The following is a 14,129-nucleotide window of genomic DNA, read 5'->3' as shown; positions in this document are numbered from 1 at the left end:
GGAAATCTGCGGAAGGGGTGGCCTCCCATGTGGGAATGGCTCGTGCCGGTACTGATCGTCGTCGGTGTCATCGTGATCATCGGCATCTATCTGTGGGCGACCTACAACTCCCTCGTCCAGCTCAACGTCCGTGTGGACGAAGCGTGGAGCGGCATCACCGTGCAGCTCAAGCGCCGGGCCGATCTCATCCCGAATCTCATCGAATCGGTGAAGGGCTACGCCTCGCACGAGAAGGCCGTCTTCGAGAACGTCACGCGCGCCCGTGCCGAGACGCTCTCGGCGTCCGGCCCCGGTGAAGCGGGCATCGCCGAAGGCCATCTGCAGCAGGCGCTCAAGAGCCTGTTCGCCGTCGCTGAGGCCTATCCGCAGCTGCAGGCCAGCCAGAACTTCCTCCAGGTGCAGCATTCGCTCGTCGACACCGAGGACAAGATCCAAGCGGCGCGACGCTTCTACAACGGCGGCGTCCGAGAGCTCAACACGAAGATCAAGGTGTTCCCGAACAACCTCTTCGCACGAGGACTCGGCTTCAGCGAGCGCGAGTTCTTCGAGGTCGCCGACGGCACGACGATCTCCGAACCGCCGCGCGTTCAGTTCTGAGCGGCCTGCTGCCGCTCGTGCTCGTGTCGTTCTGACGCGACGCCGCCGATCGCCTTCAGAGCATCGGCGACGGCATCCGTGGCATCGCCCCATGCGGATACCGTGATGCGCTCCAGGCCCTGCCAGGCCGCCGCCCGAGCGAGTTCGTCGGCGATCGCGATGGCATCGTCGGGGCGTGCCGCTGGCTCCCACCAGGCGGACTGCACCCGCAGTGCGGATGCCGCCCGGTCGGCCTTGAGATCCACTCTGGCCGCGATCCGGTCATCGACCAGCACGGGGAGCGAGTAATACCCGTAGCGGCGCTTGTGAGCCGGCACGTAGATCTCGATGCGGTAGTCGAGTTGGAACGCCCGCAGCGCGCGCTCGCGGAACCACACCACGGGGTCGAACGGCGTCAGCAACGTGGCGGTCTCCACACGGCGCGGCAGCGCGGCATCCCGATGCCTCCAGGCCGGCACAGGGCGCCCGGCGCGGTCCCAGCCGCGCACGGTGACCGGTTCGAGTTCTCCGGCATCCACGAGGTCGGCGATAGCGCTCCGGACACCCGGCCGGTCGCGCAGTCGGTGATAGTCGGCGAGATCGGATTCCGTGGCGACCCCGGACGACCGCGCGGCGCGGCGCACCAGCTCGCGGAACGCGTCCTCACGCGGGACGGGTCGGTCGCGCACGTCCGAGGGGATGACCTGCTCCGCCAGAGCGTAGCGGCGCTCGAAGCCGCGACGCCCGCTGATCGCGACGTCGCCCGTGCGCCAGAGGTGCTCCAGCGTGAGCTTCACGTCGTCCCAGTCCCACCACGTCCCGCGTTCCCGCGGCGCATCTTCCCGCAGGTCGGCTGGGCGCAGCGGTCCGCGGGAACGCAGCTCGTCCTTCACCCATGAGATGGTGCGCTGGTTGCGGTTCATCCACGAGTCGGGGTCGTCGGCCCAGCGCTGACGGAAGTCGGACATCCGGAAATCCCACAGACCCCAGTCGGATGCCGGGACGAACGTCGCCTCGTGCGCGAGATATTCGACGTAGTGCGTGGTGCGGGCGTGGAAGATGCGCTCGAAGAGGGCGGCGTCGTAGGGCCCGAGACGGGAGTACAGCGGCATGTGGTGCGAGCGCACGAAGACGTTCACCGAATCGATCTGCAGCACTCCCATCCGCTCCATCGCGCCGTGCACGTGGCGCGCCGTGACGGTCGCCGGACGTCGACGGGTGAAGCCCTGGGCGGCGAGTGCGATGCGGCGCGCCTGCGCGGCGCTGAGAATCTGTGACACGTCGGTCAGCGTAGCGTCGGGCACCGACATGCCCGCGCGTAGACTGGCGTGATGACGGACGAGAAGCGCCCACGCAAGCGGGACCTTCTATGGGGTGGCATGCCGACCGAGCGCACCGTCCGCACCGATACCGATACTGCCGTGCCCTACGGTCTGCGGGTCACCGCCGGCTACGCGTGGCGTCTGCTGCTGATCGCAGCCGCCGTCGGCGTGATCATCTGGGTGGTCATCCAGCTGAAGCTGCTCGTCATCCCGCTGCTCATCGCGATCCTCGTCTCGGCGCTCCTGTCGCCTGCCGTCGGTTGGATGCTGCGGCATCGGGTACCGCGCTGGCTGGCGATCGTGATAGCGATGATCGGCACGCTCGCGATCGTCGCCGGCCTGTTGTGGCTCGTGATCTGGCAGGTGACGCGGCAATGGGCGATGGTGCGCGACAGCACGGCTGATTCCATCGAGCGGCTCCGCCAGTACCTCATCGACGGCCCGCTGCACCTGTCAGCAGCCGAGATCGAGGCGTACATCGACCAGGCCATGGGATTCCTGCAGCAGCAGGTCGACCTGCTGTGGTCGGGCGCGCTCGCGATCGGCACCACTGCCGGACACGTCGCGACCGGTGCCGTGCTGGCCCTGTTCATCCTCATCTGCCTGCTGGCGGACGGCGCAGGGATCTGGCGTTGGACGCTCAAGATCTTCCCGCGCAATGCGCGTCCTGCGGCCGCGGCCGCAGCGGGCAACGGCTGGAACACCGTGGTCAACTACGCGCGCACTCAGCTGCTCGTCGCCACGATCGACGCGATCGGCATCGGCCTCGGAGCGTTCTTCCTCGGCGTCCCGCTCGCCATCCCGGTGGCGGTGCTCGTGTTCCTTGGCGCATTCGTCCCGATCGTCGGAGCCGTGGTCACAGGCGCTGTCGCCGTGTTCCTCGCGCTGGTCTACAACGGTCCCTGGATCGCGTTCTGGATGCTCATCGTCGTGCTGGGCGTCCAGCAGATCGAGGGACACATCCTGCAGCCGATCCTGATGGGTTCGGCGGTGAAGGTGCACCCGCTGGCGGTCGTGCTCGTCGTCGCCGGCGGGACCATGATCGGCGGGATCCCCGGCGCGCTGTTCGCGGTGCCGCTGGCAGCATTCGTCAACGTCGTCGCGGTGACCCTCAGCAGCGGTTCCTGGCGCACCGGCGATGATCCGCACGGAGACCTGATCTGGAGTACAGTGCCGCGCGAGCGGCGACGGAGGATTCAATGAGCACAGCCCCCAGCCTGGCCGAGTTCGAAGAGGCCGCGCAGGGCCTGGCGGGTGTGATCACTCACACTCCGACCCTGCCCTCTCGAGCCCTCACGGATGCCTTCGGCGCACCCGTGCTGCTGAAGATGGAGAATCTGCAGCGCACCGGCTCGTTCAAGATCCGCGGAGCCGCCCATCGGCTCTCGCGGCTGACGGAAGAGGAGCGGTCGCGCGGCGTGGTCGCGGCATCCGCCGGCAACCACGCCCAGGGCGTGGCTCTCGCGGCGCAGGCGCTGGGGATTCCGGCGACGATCTTCATGCCCCTCGGTGTCCCGGTGCCCAAGCTCCTGGCGACGCGCGGTTACGGCGCCGAGGTCGTGCTGGAGGGCGAGACCGTCGCGACCTCGCTGCGGTTGGCCGCGGAATTCGCCGAACGCACCGGCGCGGTCATGATCCACCCGTTCGACCACCGCGACGTCGTGGTCGGGCAGGGCACGCTGGGACTCGAGCTGCTGGAGGACGCTCCTGACCTCGACACCGTGCTCGTCGGGATCGGCGGCGGAGGGCTGATCGCCGGCATCGCCTCCGCGATCAAGGCCAAGGCCGCCGAGACCGGTCGGAAGATCCGGATCATCGGCGTCCAGGCCGAGAACGCCGCAGCGACGGTCGCCTCTCTCGACGCCGGTCACCGCGTCGCGATCGAGACCCGCCCGACGATCGCCGACGGCATCCTGGTCGCAGAGCCGGGCGCTGTACCGTTCGAGATCATCCAGGACCTCGTCGACGAGGTCGTCACGGTCAGCGACGACGACATCGCCCGCGCACTCCTGGTGCTGCTCGAGCAGGCCAAGGTCGTCGTGGAGCCGGCCGGTGCCGTCGGCGTCGCCGCGATCCTCGCCGGCAAGATCCAGCCGACCGGCACCACCATGGCGGTGCTCTCCGGCGGCAACATCGATCCGCTGCTGCTGCAGCGGGTCGTGGCGCACGGACTCGCTGCATCCGGACGATACCTGACGATCCGCATCCCGTTGCCCGACCGGCCGGGTCAGCTCGCGCGCGTCTCCGAGCTCGTGTCGCAGGCCGGCGCGAACGTCATGGAGGTGCTGCACACCCGTCACGGTCAAGGGCTGCAGATCAACGAGGTCGTTCTGCAGTTGAGCATCGAGACGCGAGGTGCGGAGCACACCGAGCTCACGCTCGATACGCTCCGCCGGGCCGGGTACGACCCGATCGTGGTTCCGGACTAGCGTCAGTCGGTGGCAGCGGCCTCGGAGGGGCGGATCCCACCGACCAACCAGAGCCTCCCGGTGGCGCAGTCGAGACCGTCCCAGGCGTCTTCTGTGGACGAGGCACCGCCACCGCCGATGTCGAGTGCTGCGCTCGACCGCGCCACGACCTCGCCCTCGGCATCCAGGATCTCGAACGAGTCCGCGTCTCCGCTCACGGTGTAGCCCTCGGGCCAGACCAGCGAGACGCGGTCGCCGTCCGTCTCCGCGTATACGCAGCCGTCGTCATCGGCGCGCAGACTCGCCCACAGGAGCGCTTCCATTCCGCTGAGTTCAGCGACGCCGCTCGTCACGATGCGCGGCGGCGGGCCAGAGGTGCACGATGTGAGCGCCGCCACCACGCTCGTCGCAGCGAAGGCCGCGGCCCAACGCGCACGTCGTCCGACCATTCCCGGAGAGTAGCACCCGCGGGGCTCGCGCAGGTCAGCCCGCGTACGTCTCCACACCGGTGATCTCGACCGAGATCGCGCGGCCATTGGGGGCCTCGTAGCTGGTCTTGTCGCCGACCTTGAGGCCGAGGATGGCCTGGCCGAGCGGGCTGGCCTCGCTGTAGACGTCGAGGTCGCTGCCGACGGCGATCTCGCGGCTGCCGAGGAGGAAGACCTCTTCGCCGCCGGCGACGAGGGCCGTGACGACGGTGCCCGGCTCGACGATGCCGCGGCTGGCAGGCGCCTCGCCGACCTTCGCGGTCTTCAGCAGCTGCTCGAGCGTGCGGATGCGCGCCTCCTGCTTGCCCTGCTCGTCCTTGGCGGCGTGGTAGCCGCCGTTCTCCTTGAGGTCGCCCTCTTCGCGTGCGGCTTCGATGCGCTTCGCGATCTCTTCGCGGCCGACCGTGGAGAGGTGCTCGAGCTCGGCGACGAGTCGATCGTAGGCTTCCTGCGTGAGGAACGGGACCTGAGCGTCTGTGGACACAGCGTGCTCCTTTGTTCAGCGCCCTTCAGAGCGCACCGGGGATATGCCAAGACGCCCCGGCGATCGTGCCGGGGCGTCAGTTGTCTGAGGCGAGTCTATGCGACCCAGCAGGAGTTGACCAAACCCGTGGTCGCCTCCGCAACGGTCTTCACCTGCTCCGTGATCGCCCTGCTGTGCTCCTCGGATGCCGGGATCTCGACGACCTTCCAGCCGACCACGCCGAACTCCTCATCGAGCGCTTCGACGGCGCAGGCGACGTCTTTCCCGGCCACGCCGCTCACCTGGAAACGGACCTCGACGGAGTACTGGTCCGACACCTCGAAGCCGAGATCGTCCGCATCGACCGAGTTCATCGACTGCGTGATCGTCGACCAGCTGAAGTATCCCACCACGACCACCGCCAGCACGATGCCGACGATCCACGGCAGGCGACGCCGCCGGGTGCGTCCGTAGCGGTCATCGAGTTCCTGTGCGGTCGTCACGTAGCGTGTCTTTCGGTCGTTAGGCTGGTCTTTACAGGTTATGCGACCTGTGCGTGAAAGGCGGCCACATGCTGGTTCTGTTCGGCTCAGACACGCCGATGCCGACTCCGTCGATGACGGTGGACCCGGATTCGGTGACCCCGGGGTTCGCCGGTTTCGCGGCGATCGTGATCGTCCTCATCGCGGTCGTGCTGCTGATCTGGGACATGAACCGCCGCATCCGCAAGGTGCGCTACCGCGAAGAGGTCCGCGAGGAGCTGGATGCCGAAGAGGCCGCGGCCCGTGAGGCCACCGCCCGTGAGCCAGACGGATCGGACGACCCGGACGGCGACGCGAAGCCCTGACCGCCGTCGAGCTCAGTGCATCGTCATCCCGCCGGTGACGTTGATGCCCTGACCCGTCATGTAGCCCGCCAGGTCGCTGGCGAGGAACAGGGCGACGCCGGCGACATCGTGTGGTGTTCCGGTGCGTCCGAGCGGCACCTGCGAACGGTCTTCCGCGGCCACCTCCTCCGCCGTCATGCCGCGGATCGCACCACCCTCGATGCGTTCCCGGTGCTTCATCGGCGTCTCGATGATGCCGGGGCAGATCGCGTTGACCGTGATGCCCCGCGGTGCGAGCTCGGTCGCCATCGTCTTCGTGACGCCGAGCACGGCGTGCTTCGAGGCGACGTAGGCCGTCATGCCGCGGTACCCGTTCTTGCCCGCCTGCGACGAGATGAAGATGATGCGCCCGGTGCGCCCATCATCGACCAGCCGCGCGGCCACATGCTTGGCGACGAGGAACGATCCCTTGGCGTTGACGTCGAGGTTGAGATCCCACTGCGCCGCGGTCGTCTCGGTCGCGAAGCCGAGCGTCGATGTCCCGGCTGCCGTCACGACCGTGTCGATGACGCCGATGCGGTCGGCGATATCCGAGACGACGGCGGCCACGGCATCCTCGTCCGTCACATCCAGACCGACGGTCCACGTGCCCTGCGGGTCCTGCTGCAGCCCATCCGGGAACGACAGGTCGGCGCTGACGACCGTCGAGCCTTCGCCGTGGAAGGCATCCACGATCCCCGCGCCGATCCCGCTGGCGCCGCCGGTGACGAGGACGACGCGGCTGCGGAGTTCCTCGAACACTCAAACCACCGTGCGCGTGAACGCGTCGAGGCTGATGCCCTGCTCGAGGATCCGCTTCGACCACTCCCGCGCGCTGTGGAGGCTGTGATCGCGGTAGTTGCCGCATTCGACGGCGGAGACACCGGGGACGTCGTCCCATTCGGCCTTCTCGGCGATGAACTCCAGGCCGGCCTTGATCGCGGCGACGACGTCCGCGACGGTCGGCTCGCCCCACGTGATGAGGTGGAACCCGGTGCGGCAGCCGAAGGGGGAGATGTCGATGACACCGTCCAGGTGATCGCGCAGGACGCTGGCGAGCAGGTGTTCGATCGTGTGCAGGCCAGCCGTCGGGATCTCGCCCTCGTTCGGCTGAACGAAGCGCACGTCGAAGTTCGAGATCGCGTCGCCCCGCGGCCCGTGCTCCGTGGCGATCAGGCGCACGTACGGCGCGTGGACGGCGGTGTGATCGAGGGTGAAGCTCTCGACTTCGGCCATGGGGGTCTCCTTGCTGGTGGTGTGGTTCGGATTCTACGGAAGCAGCGCCCGGCCGGGTGCGCCGAGACGTTCGATGAGCTCGGTGAGGCGGTCGAGGGGATGGACGAGAGCGAGGCGGATGTGACCCCGGCCGCGCTCGCCGAACCCGCTGCCCGGAGCGACAGCGACGCCGTGATCCTCGAGCAGTCGCGTCGCGAGCACGATGTCGTCGACGCCGCGGGTGGCGATCCAGACGAAGAACGTCCCGTCCGCCGGGCGCACATCCCAGCCGCTGGCGCGCAGACCGTCGACGACCAGGTCGCGCCTTCGGCGGTAGACATCCACGAGAGCGTCCGCGGCGCTCTGATCGCCCGCCAGCGCCGCGGCTGCGGCATCCTGCGTCGCTCCGAAGATCGTGCTGAACGCCTGGGCCTGATATCCGCGCATGATGCTGATGATCTCGGCGGATCCGGCGGCGAATCCGATCCGCCACCCGGCCATGTTGTAGGTCTTGGATAGGGTCGACACCTCCACGGTGCGCTCGACGTCGACGCTGAGCGCCGAGAGCGGCCGGTGCGCGAATCCGAGCGATGAGTACGCGAAGTCGTGCATGAACGCTCCGCCGAGCCGCCGGGCCTCGATGACCGCTCGCTCGAACGTCGTCGACGTCGCGGTCGCGCCCGTGGGGTTGTGCGGGTAGTTCAACAGGAGCGCCGCTGCATCGGTGAGCTCCGCCAGCGCGGACCATTCGGGTTGATGCGCGCGCGCCGGATCCAGCGGGAGCAGGTGCAGGCGCGCACCGGCGAGAGCCGCCGCGCTTGCATAAGCGGGATAGCCGGGATCGGGCACGACGAGGGTCGCCCCCGGATCGGCGAGCCCCAGGACCCCGGCCATGAGACCCTCGTGCGAACCGTGGAAGGCGGCGACCTGGGTCAGCGGATCGAGGTCGACCCCGTGATCCCGGCGGTAGCGCAGGGCGATGGCATCGGCGAGAGCGGGTCGTGTCCCGTAGGCCGGGTAGCTGTGATTGTCCGGATCCGCCACGGCATCATGCATCGCACGGACGATGTGCGGCGGGGTGGGCAGATCCGGGTTCCCCTTGGACACGTCGATGACGTCGACGCCGTTCGCCCTGGCCTCGGCGACCGCGGCATCCAGACCACCGAAGAAGTTCGCCGGGAGCGCGCGGACCCGCGCGGCCGGCGTGATCCCGCCGGTCACCGCCGTCGCAGCTTCCGTGCCAGGCGGGTTCCGAAGAGCTGGATCAACTGCACGATCAGCACGAGCGTGACGACCGTGATCAGCATCGTGAACGCGTCGAATCGCTGGTAGCCGTAGCTGATCGCCAGATCTCCGATGCCACCGGCACCGACTGTTCCCGCCATCGCCGTCGCATCGAGCAGTCCGATGGTCGCCGTGGTGAGCGCGAGCACGAGCGAGCCGCGCGCCTCGGGGAGCAGGAAACGGGTGAAGATCTGGACGGGAGTCGCACCCATCGACTTCGCGGCCTCCACGATGCCTTCGGGGACCTCGAGCAGGGAGTTCTCCACCAGACGGGCGATGTACGGGGACACCATGATCGTCAGCGGCACGAGGGCCCCGTTCACGCCGATGGACGTGCCCATCACGAGCCGGGTGAACGGCAGGATCGCCACGAGCAGGATGATGAACGGCAACGAGCGCACGACGTTGATGAAGGCGTTCAGCAGGAACGACACCACGCGGTTCGGCAGGACACCGCCCTGGCGGACGACGACGACGGCGATGCCGAGGAGGATGCCGAGTATCGACCCGATGAAGAGCGCGATCCCCAGCATGTAGAGCGTCTCGCCGAGCGCTTCGAGGAAGAGCTCCGGAGTCAGGAGGGTGTCGATCATGCGCGCACCTCCTCGATGCTGACGATCCGTTCCGCAAGATGGGCGTACGCTGCGTCGCGCTGCGTCGCCGGGCCCTCGACCTGGATGATCATGTGTCCGACGGTGCGATTCTGGATGTCGGTCATGTCTGCGTGGAGGATGTTGACCTCCAGCCCGAAATCGCGGATCAGGGCGCCGACGATCGGCGTCGTCACCTCTTCGTCGAGGAACCGCAGCCGCCAGAGGGGGTGACCGCCGACGGCGCGGAGCACCCGTTCCGGGAGCTCCTGCGGGATCACGGTCCCGACGAAGGCTCGGGCGATGGGCGTGCGCGGGTGGACGAAGACGTCCATGACCGAACCCTGTTCGACCACGCGACCGCCCTCCATGACGGCGACGGCCTGGCAGAGGTCCTTGATGACGTCCATCTCGTGGGTGACGACCAGGATCGTGGTGCCGTACTGCTCATTCACACGACGCAGCAGATCGATGATCTGCAACGTCGTCGACGGATCCAGTGCGCTGGTCGCTTCGTCGCAGAGCAGGACGGCGGGCTGCCGAATGATCGCGCGGGCGATCCCGACGCGCTGCTTCTGACCGCCCGAGAGCTGCCCAGGGTACGCCGACAACCGCGCGCCAAGACCGACGAATTCGAGTGCCTCCGTCGCTCGGGCCTGCGCCGCTGCGCGGCTGATGCCGTCGAGGCGCAGGGGCATCGCGACGTTGTCGAGCACCGTGACCGTCTCGAGCAGCTGGAACTGCTGGAAGATCATGCCGGTGCGCTTGCGCGCTGTGCGCAGCTGAGCCGTCGTCAGGTGTGCGAGATCGACGCCGTCCACGTGCACGGAGCCCTCGGTGGGCAGCTCGAGTGCATTCACCAGCCGGATCAGTGTGCTCTTGCCGGCGCCGCTGTGGCCGATGACTCCGAAGATCTGGCCACGCGGGATGCTGAGGTCCACCCCGTCCAGCGCGACGACGGCCTCGCCATCGCGTCCGAAGCGCCGCGTGACCCCGTCGAACCGGACGGCGACGTCCGTTGATCCGTCACGGTCCGCCGCTGTCATCAGTCGGCCAGCGCGGCGGGGATGTTGTAGCCGTCGTAGGCGTCATCGGAGGCGAGGTACTCGGCGAACTCGTCCGATTCGTATGCCGCCTGGAGTGCCGTGGCCCACTCGGCATCCGCGTTCGCCTCGTCGACCGCGACGATCACGGAGAACTCGTCGGTCAGATCCTCGAGCTCGAGCGCATCGGTCAGCTTCAGGCCGCCGGAGACGATGAAGTTGCCTTGGATGACGCTGTAGTCCACGTCCTGCAGCGCGGCGACCTGCTGCGCGTTCTCCATCTCGACGAACTCGATGTCGTTGGGGTTCTCCGTCACGTCCTGAAGCGAGGCGGTGGCCGGATCGATGGTGTCCGAGAGACCGATGAGATCGAGATCTTCGAGGACCTTGAGTGCGCGGTACTGGTTGGAGGGCTGATTGGGCACGGCGATCGTCGATCCGGTGCCGAGGTCGTCCAGATCGGTCTTCTTTCCGCCGAACAGGCCCATCGGCGGAGTCGGCACCTGGACGAGCGCGGTGTTGGTCAGACCCTCCTGCTCGTTGATCGCGTCCATGTACACGGTGTGCTGCATGATGTTGGCGTCGATCTCGCCGTCGCTCACCGCGACGTTGACGATCACCCCATCCGTGAAGTCGCTGGACTCGATCGTGTACCCGTCGGCCTCGAGGATCGGCTGGATGCCCTCCTGGAACATCTCCAGGTACGGGCCGGGGTTGAAGCCGATCGAGATCGTCTTCTTCTCGCCCTCGGTTTCGGCGCCGGCGCCGGCGTCGGTGGGCGTCGTGCTCGCGCATCCGGCGACGAGTGCGGCGGTTCCCAGCGATGCTGCCAGGACGATGAGACGGACGGGACGGCGCATCACGGAGACCTCCGGAGAGACGGGCGGGTATGTCCCCGACGCTATCCGGGGCCTTCCCGGACGGCACATCGTGTTACGCAGCGTGACCGCGATGTGCCGCCGCGGCCTCGTCAGCCGGGCAGGCCCAGCGAAGGGGAGTAGGGCTGCAGTGCGATGAGCAGGCAGGCCGTCCAGTGGCACAGGAATGCCAGCACGGTGCAGACGTGGAAGATCTCGTGGAAACCGAAATGCCCCGGCCAGGGGTTCGGCTTCTTCAGCGCGTAGACGATCGCGCCGCCGGTGTAGAGCAGCCCGCCGACGATCACGAGGATCATCATGGCGACATTCGCGCGCAGCAGGTCGGGCATGTACATCACGGCCGCCCAGCCCAGCAGCAGGTACAGGGCGACGTACAACCAGCGCGGTGCGTTGATCCAGAAGACGCGGAACAGGATGCCGAGCAGCGCGCCGCTCCACACGAGGACGAGCAGGAGCGTGCCCTTGTCCGGTTCGAGGGCGAGGGTCGCGATCGGCGTATACGTCCCGGCGATCAGCAGCAGGATGTTCGCATGATCGATTCGCTTGAGCACGATCTTGGTTCTCGGACCCCAGTTGAAGCGGTGATACAGCGCGGAGTTGCCGAACAGCAGCAGCGATGTGGCCATGAACACCGCAGCGGACCACTTCGCCGGTGCCCCCTGCGCGAGCACGATCAGCACGATGCCGGCGGCGATCGCGACCGGGAACGTGCCGGCGTGGATCCATCCCCGCCAGGTGGGTTTGATCTCGACGTCCGCGTCGACAGCGGCCGCCTCGAGCAGCGGCAGCTGGGGGACATCCGGGGTCTTGGCTGCGCGTCTGCTCACGCCTTCACTCTAGGCCGCGATCCATTCCGCGAGCAGCACATATCCTGAGCGATCGCACAGCGCTGAACGGGAGGGAGCACGGTAGCGTAGGCACGTGAATGCACGCGCGAGCGAAGGTCGGGGGCCGCTGTACCGGCTGTACGGCAGGCGATTGCGCAGGCAGCTCGAGGCGGCTCCGGTTCCGCATCATGTCGCGATGATGATCGACGGCAATCGTCGCTGGGCGAGGCAGCTCGGGCTCGGGTCGGCGGCGGAGGGGCATCGCGCCGGAGCGGCCAAGATGCGTGAGTTCCTGGGGTGGTGCGACGAGATCGGCATCCCTGTCGTCTCGCTGTACCTGCTCTCCAGCGACAATCTGCTCAAGCGCGACTCGAAGGAGATCGCCGATCTCATCGAGATCATCGCCGAACTGGCCGATGCGCTCTCGCGCGAGCCGAACTGGCGCGTCAAGCACGTCGGCCGCGCGGACATCCTGCCGGCCGAGCTCGCGCGGGTCCTTGCGGATGCCGAGGAGCGCACCAGGGATCACACCGGGCTGCATGTCAACCTCGCCGTCGGTTACGGCGGACGCAACGAGATCGTCGACGCGGTGCGCAGCATCATCGCGCAGCACAACGCCTCAGGCGGCACTCTCGAGGACCTCGCCTCCCAGCTCACCCCCGACATGATCGGCGAGCACCTCTACACGACGGGTCAGCCCGATCCGGACCTGGTGATCCGCACGAGCGGCGAGCAGCGGCTCAGCGACTTCCTGCTGTGGCAGAGCGCGCACAGCGAGTTCTACTTCGTCGAGGCGCTCGGCCCCGACCTGCGCGAGATCGATTTCCTCCGCGCGATCCGCGACTACGCGGGCCGCGACCGGCGATTCGGCCGCTGACCGCACAGGTGGTGCCTGCTCATGGCAGGATGAGCCGGGTGAGCGCATTCGACGACTTCCTCGCCACCTTCGATGTGGAACCCGGCTACCTGAACTGGGCCGCGAACGGTCCGTTGTCGCCGTCGGTGCGAGCGGAGGTGTTCGCCGATGCGGATCTGCTCGGCAGCGGCCGGCCGTCCTCGCTGGCGCTCGTGGCTGATCGCATCGTCCAGGCCAAGGAGACGGCCGCCGAACTTCTCGGTGCGGATGCATCCGAACTCACCGTGCAGCCATCGGCGACCTACGGACTGATGCACGCGCTCTACGGCCTCAGCGGTGCGGTCATCGCCTCGAGCGCCGAGTTTCCCAGCATCACCGTCACCCTGGAGCGTGCCGCGCAGGCCTCGCACGGCGAACTGTCGCCGCGCTGGATCGATCCGCAGGATGGGCACGTGACGCCGGAAGCGATCGCCGATGCGCTGGATGCCGATGTCACGGCACTCGCCGTGAGCCACGTCGATTTCCGGACCGGGTTCCGTGCCGACCTCGCCGCGCTGCGAGAGGCCATCGGACCGGATCGGCTGCTCATCGTCGACGCCGTGCAGTCCTTCGGGATCGTGGAGGACGACTACGCCCTGGCCGATGTGGTCGTCGGTCATGGCTACAAGTGGCTGCGCGCGGGGCGCGGAACCGGATTCGCACGATTCTCCACCGCCGCGCGCGAGCGGATCGCGCCCGTCCTGTCCGGCTTCGGCGGCGTGGGAGGACCGCTTCCGGTCGATGATCTGCCGGCCGCAGCATCCGATGCCAGCGCTTACACAGTGAACGGCCCCGATCAGCTCGCCGCCGCGCGCCTGGCCGTCGGATTGAGCGCTGTGCGCGACGCGGGTGTCGCGAGCATCGAAGCCGCGGTCGCCGACCATGTGGACGCGATCCTGGAGGTCGCCGATCGTCACGGCATCCCGGTGCGCAGCCCGAGGGAGCGCGCACGTCGCGCCGGCATCGTGACCCTGGCACCGGAGCATCCGGCGCCGCTGTCCGCCGCGCTCACGAACGCCGGTGTCGTCGCGACGACGCGCGGCGACGCCGTGCGCGTCGCGCCGCACGCGGGGACCAACGCCGACACGATCCGGATGCTGGACGACGCGATCGCCTCGGCGGGCAACGAGAAGTTCACGAGCGCGTAACGTGCGTTTCGCGTGTCGAGCGCGCCCGTTGCCATCTCCCGGTCGTACCTTCTAGGCATCGGGCACGGTGCCCGGTCGAGTCGGCCTTCAGGTACGCGACTCGTGGCCCTGGTCGACTCGAGGCATA

Annotated in this window: 17 protein-coding genes; 6 read left to right on the top strand and 11 right to left on the bottom strand. The window is 68.1% G+C overall.

All coding sequences use genetic code 11. The annotated features are described in order from the left end of the window. The first annotated feature begins 27 nt into the window (after positions 1-27). Entirely contained in the window at positions 28-597 is a 570-nt protein-coding gene (locus AC3ANJ_RS13060) for a LemA family protein (RefSeq protein ID WP_406249437.1), read from the top strand. Here the strand turns inward: AC3ANJ_RS13060 and AC3ANJ_RS13055 are convergent. Beyond that, positions 588-1,856 (bottom strand): winged helix-turn-helix domain-containing protein, encoded by a 1,269-nt coding sequence (locus tag AC3ANJ_RS13055; protein WP_488316670.1) that lies wholly within the window; start codon positions 1,854-1,856, stop codon positions 588-590. The two genes, AC3ANJ_RS13060 and AC3ANJ_RS13055, sit on opposite strands and share 10 nt — an antisense overlap. 99 nt (positions 1,857-1,955) lie before the next feature. Between AC3ANJ_RS13055 and AC3ANJ_RS13050 the strand changes: the two genes are divergently transcribed. Both AC3ANJ_RS13050 and ilvA read left to right on the top strand, forming a co-directional pair. After that, positions 1,956-3,101: an AI-2E family transporter gene (locus AC3ANJ_RS13050; protein WP_488316669.1), complete on the top strand. Its 1,146-nt coding sequence runs from the start codon at positions 1,956-1,958 to the stop codon at positions 3,099-3,101. After that, entirely contained in the window at positions 3,098-4,327 is a 1,230-nt protein-coding gene (gene ilvA / locus AC3ANJ_RS13045; RefSeq protein WP_488316668.1) for a threonine ammonia-lyase, read from the top strand. The genes AC3ANJ_RS13050 and ilvA overlap by 4 nt, the downstream gene beginning before the upstream one ends. A gap of 2 nt (positions 4,328-4,329) precedes the next feature. Here ilvA and AC3ANJ_RS13040 read toward each other — a convergent pair whose 3' ends face one another. The 3 genes from AC3ANJ_RS13040 to AC3ANJ_RS13030 form a co-directional block, all read right to left on the bottom strand. Beyond that, on the bottom strand, positions 4,330-4,755 hold the full coding sequence (locus AC3ANJ_RS13040) for a hypothetical protein (protein WP_488316667.1): 426 nt from the start codon (positions 4,753-4,755) through the stop codon (positions 4,330-4,332). Positions 4,756-4,789: 34 nt separating this feature from the next. Beyond that, complete coding sequence (gene greA / locus AC3ANJ_RS13035) at positions 4,790-5,278, bottom strand: transcription elongation factor GreA (RefSeq protein WP_406249441.1); 489 nt, start codon at positions 5,276-5,278, stop codon at positions 4,790-4,792. Positions 5,279-5,373: 95 nt separating this feature from the next. Next, complete coding sequence (locus AC3ANJ_RS13030; protein ID WP_488316666.1) at positions 5,374-5,760, bottom strand: DUF4307 domain-containing protein; 387 nt, start codon at positions 5,758-5,760, stop codon at positions 5,374-5,376. Positions 5,761-5,828: 68 nt separating this feature from the next. On the opposite strand from AC3ANJ_RS13030, the gene AC3ANJ_RS13025 reads away from it, so the two are divergent. After that, positions 5,829-6,104, top strand: coding sequence for a hypothetical protein (locus AC3ANJ_RS13025; protein WP_488316665.1), 276 nt, complete (start codon positions 5,829-5,831; stop codon positions 6,102-6,104). 12 nt (positions 6,105-6,116) lie between these two features. Here the strand turns inward: AC3ANJ_RS13025 and AC3ANJ_RS13020 are convergent, their stop codons facing one another. The 7 genes from AC3ANJ_RS13020 to trhA form a co-directional block, all read right to left on the bottom strand. Further along, entirely contained in the window at positions 6,117-6,884 is a 768-nt protein-coding gene (locus tag AC3ANJ_RS13020; RefSeq protein ID WP_488316664.1) for an SDR family NAD(P)-dependent oxidoreductase, read from the bottom strand. Continuing rightward, complete coding sequence (locus tag AC3ANJ_RS13015) at positions 6,885-7,358, bottom strand: S-ribosylhomocysteine lyase (protein WP_488316663.1); 474 nt, start codon at positions 7,356-7,358, stop codon at positions 6,885-6,887. Positions 7,359-7,391: 33 nt separating this feature from the next. After that, positions 7,392-8,558 carry an aminotransferase class I/II-fold pyridoxal phosphate-dependent enzyme gene (locus AC3ANJ_RS13010; RefSeq protein ID WP_488316662.1) on the bottom strand — a complete coding sequence of 389 codons (1,167 nt, stop codon included), beginning with the start codon at positions 8,556-8,558 and terminating at the stop codon, positions 7,392-7,394. Then, the gene (locus AC3ANJ_RS13005) at positions 8,555-9,214 is read right to left on the bottom strand and encodes a methionine ABC transporter permease (RefSeq protein ID WP_406249447.1); all 660 of its coding nucleotides are present in this window, start codon (positions 9,212-9,214) and stop codon (positions 8,555-8,557) included. Before AC3ANJ_RS13005 ends, AC3ANJ_RS13010 begins: the two co-directional genes overlap by 4 nt. Further along, positions 9,211-10,257 (bottom strand): methionine ABC transporter ATP-binding protein, encoded by a 1,047-nt coding sequence (locus AC3ANJ_RS13000; RefSeq protein ID WP_406249448.1) that lies wholly within the window; start codon positions 10,255-10,257, stop codon positions 9,211-9,213. Before AC3ANJ_RS13000 ends, AC3ANJ_RS13005 begins: the two co-directional genes overlap by 4 nt. Then, positions 10,257-11,114 carry a MetQ/NlpA family ABC transporter substrate-binding protein gene (locus AC3ANJ_RS12995; RefSeq protein ID WP_488316661.1) on the bottom strand — a complete coding sequence of 286 codons (858 nt, stop codon included), beginning with the start codon at positions 11,112-11,114 and terminating at the stop codon, positions 10,257-10,259. Before AC3ANJ_RS12995 ends, AC3ANJ_RS13000 begins: the two co-directional genes overlap by 1 nt. A 110-nt stretch (positions 11,115-11,224) precedes the next feature. Beyond that, the gene (gene trhA / locus AC3ANJ_RS12990; protein WP_406249450.1) at positions 11,225-11,959 is read right to left on the bottom strand and encodes a PAQR family membrane homeostasis protein TrhA; all 735 of its coding nucleotides are present in this window, start codon (positions 11,957-11,959) and stop codon (positions 11,225-11,227) included. Positions 11,960-12,053: 94 nt separating this feature from the next. Here trhA and AC3ANJ_RS12985 point away from each other — a divergent pair, with 94 nt between their 5' ends. Together AC3ANJ_RS12985 and AC3ANJ_RS12980 are read left to right on the top strand one after the other, a co-directional pair. Continuing rightward, positions 12,054-12,836 (top strand): isoprenyl transferase, encoded by a 783-nt coding sequence (locus AC3ANJ_RS12985; RefSeq protein ID WP_406249451.1) that lies wholly within the window; start codon positions 12,054-12,056, stop codon positions 12,834-12,836. Positions 12,837-12,865: 29 nt separating this feature from the next. Beyond that, positions 12,866-14,002, top strand: coding sequence for an aminotransferase class V-fold PLP-dependent enzyme (locus AC3ANJ_RS12980; protein ID WP_488316660.1), 1,137 nt, complete (start codon positions 12,866-12,868; stop codon positions 14,000-14,002). Positions 14,003-14,129: the final 127 nt, after the last annotated feature.

The sequence above is a fragment of the Microbacterium sp. STRO-1N genome (assembly GCF_057748015.1).
Note: the sequence above shows the minus strand (reverse complement) of the source record. Positions and strands in the feature narration are given on the sequence as shown.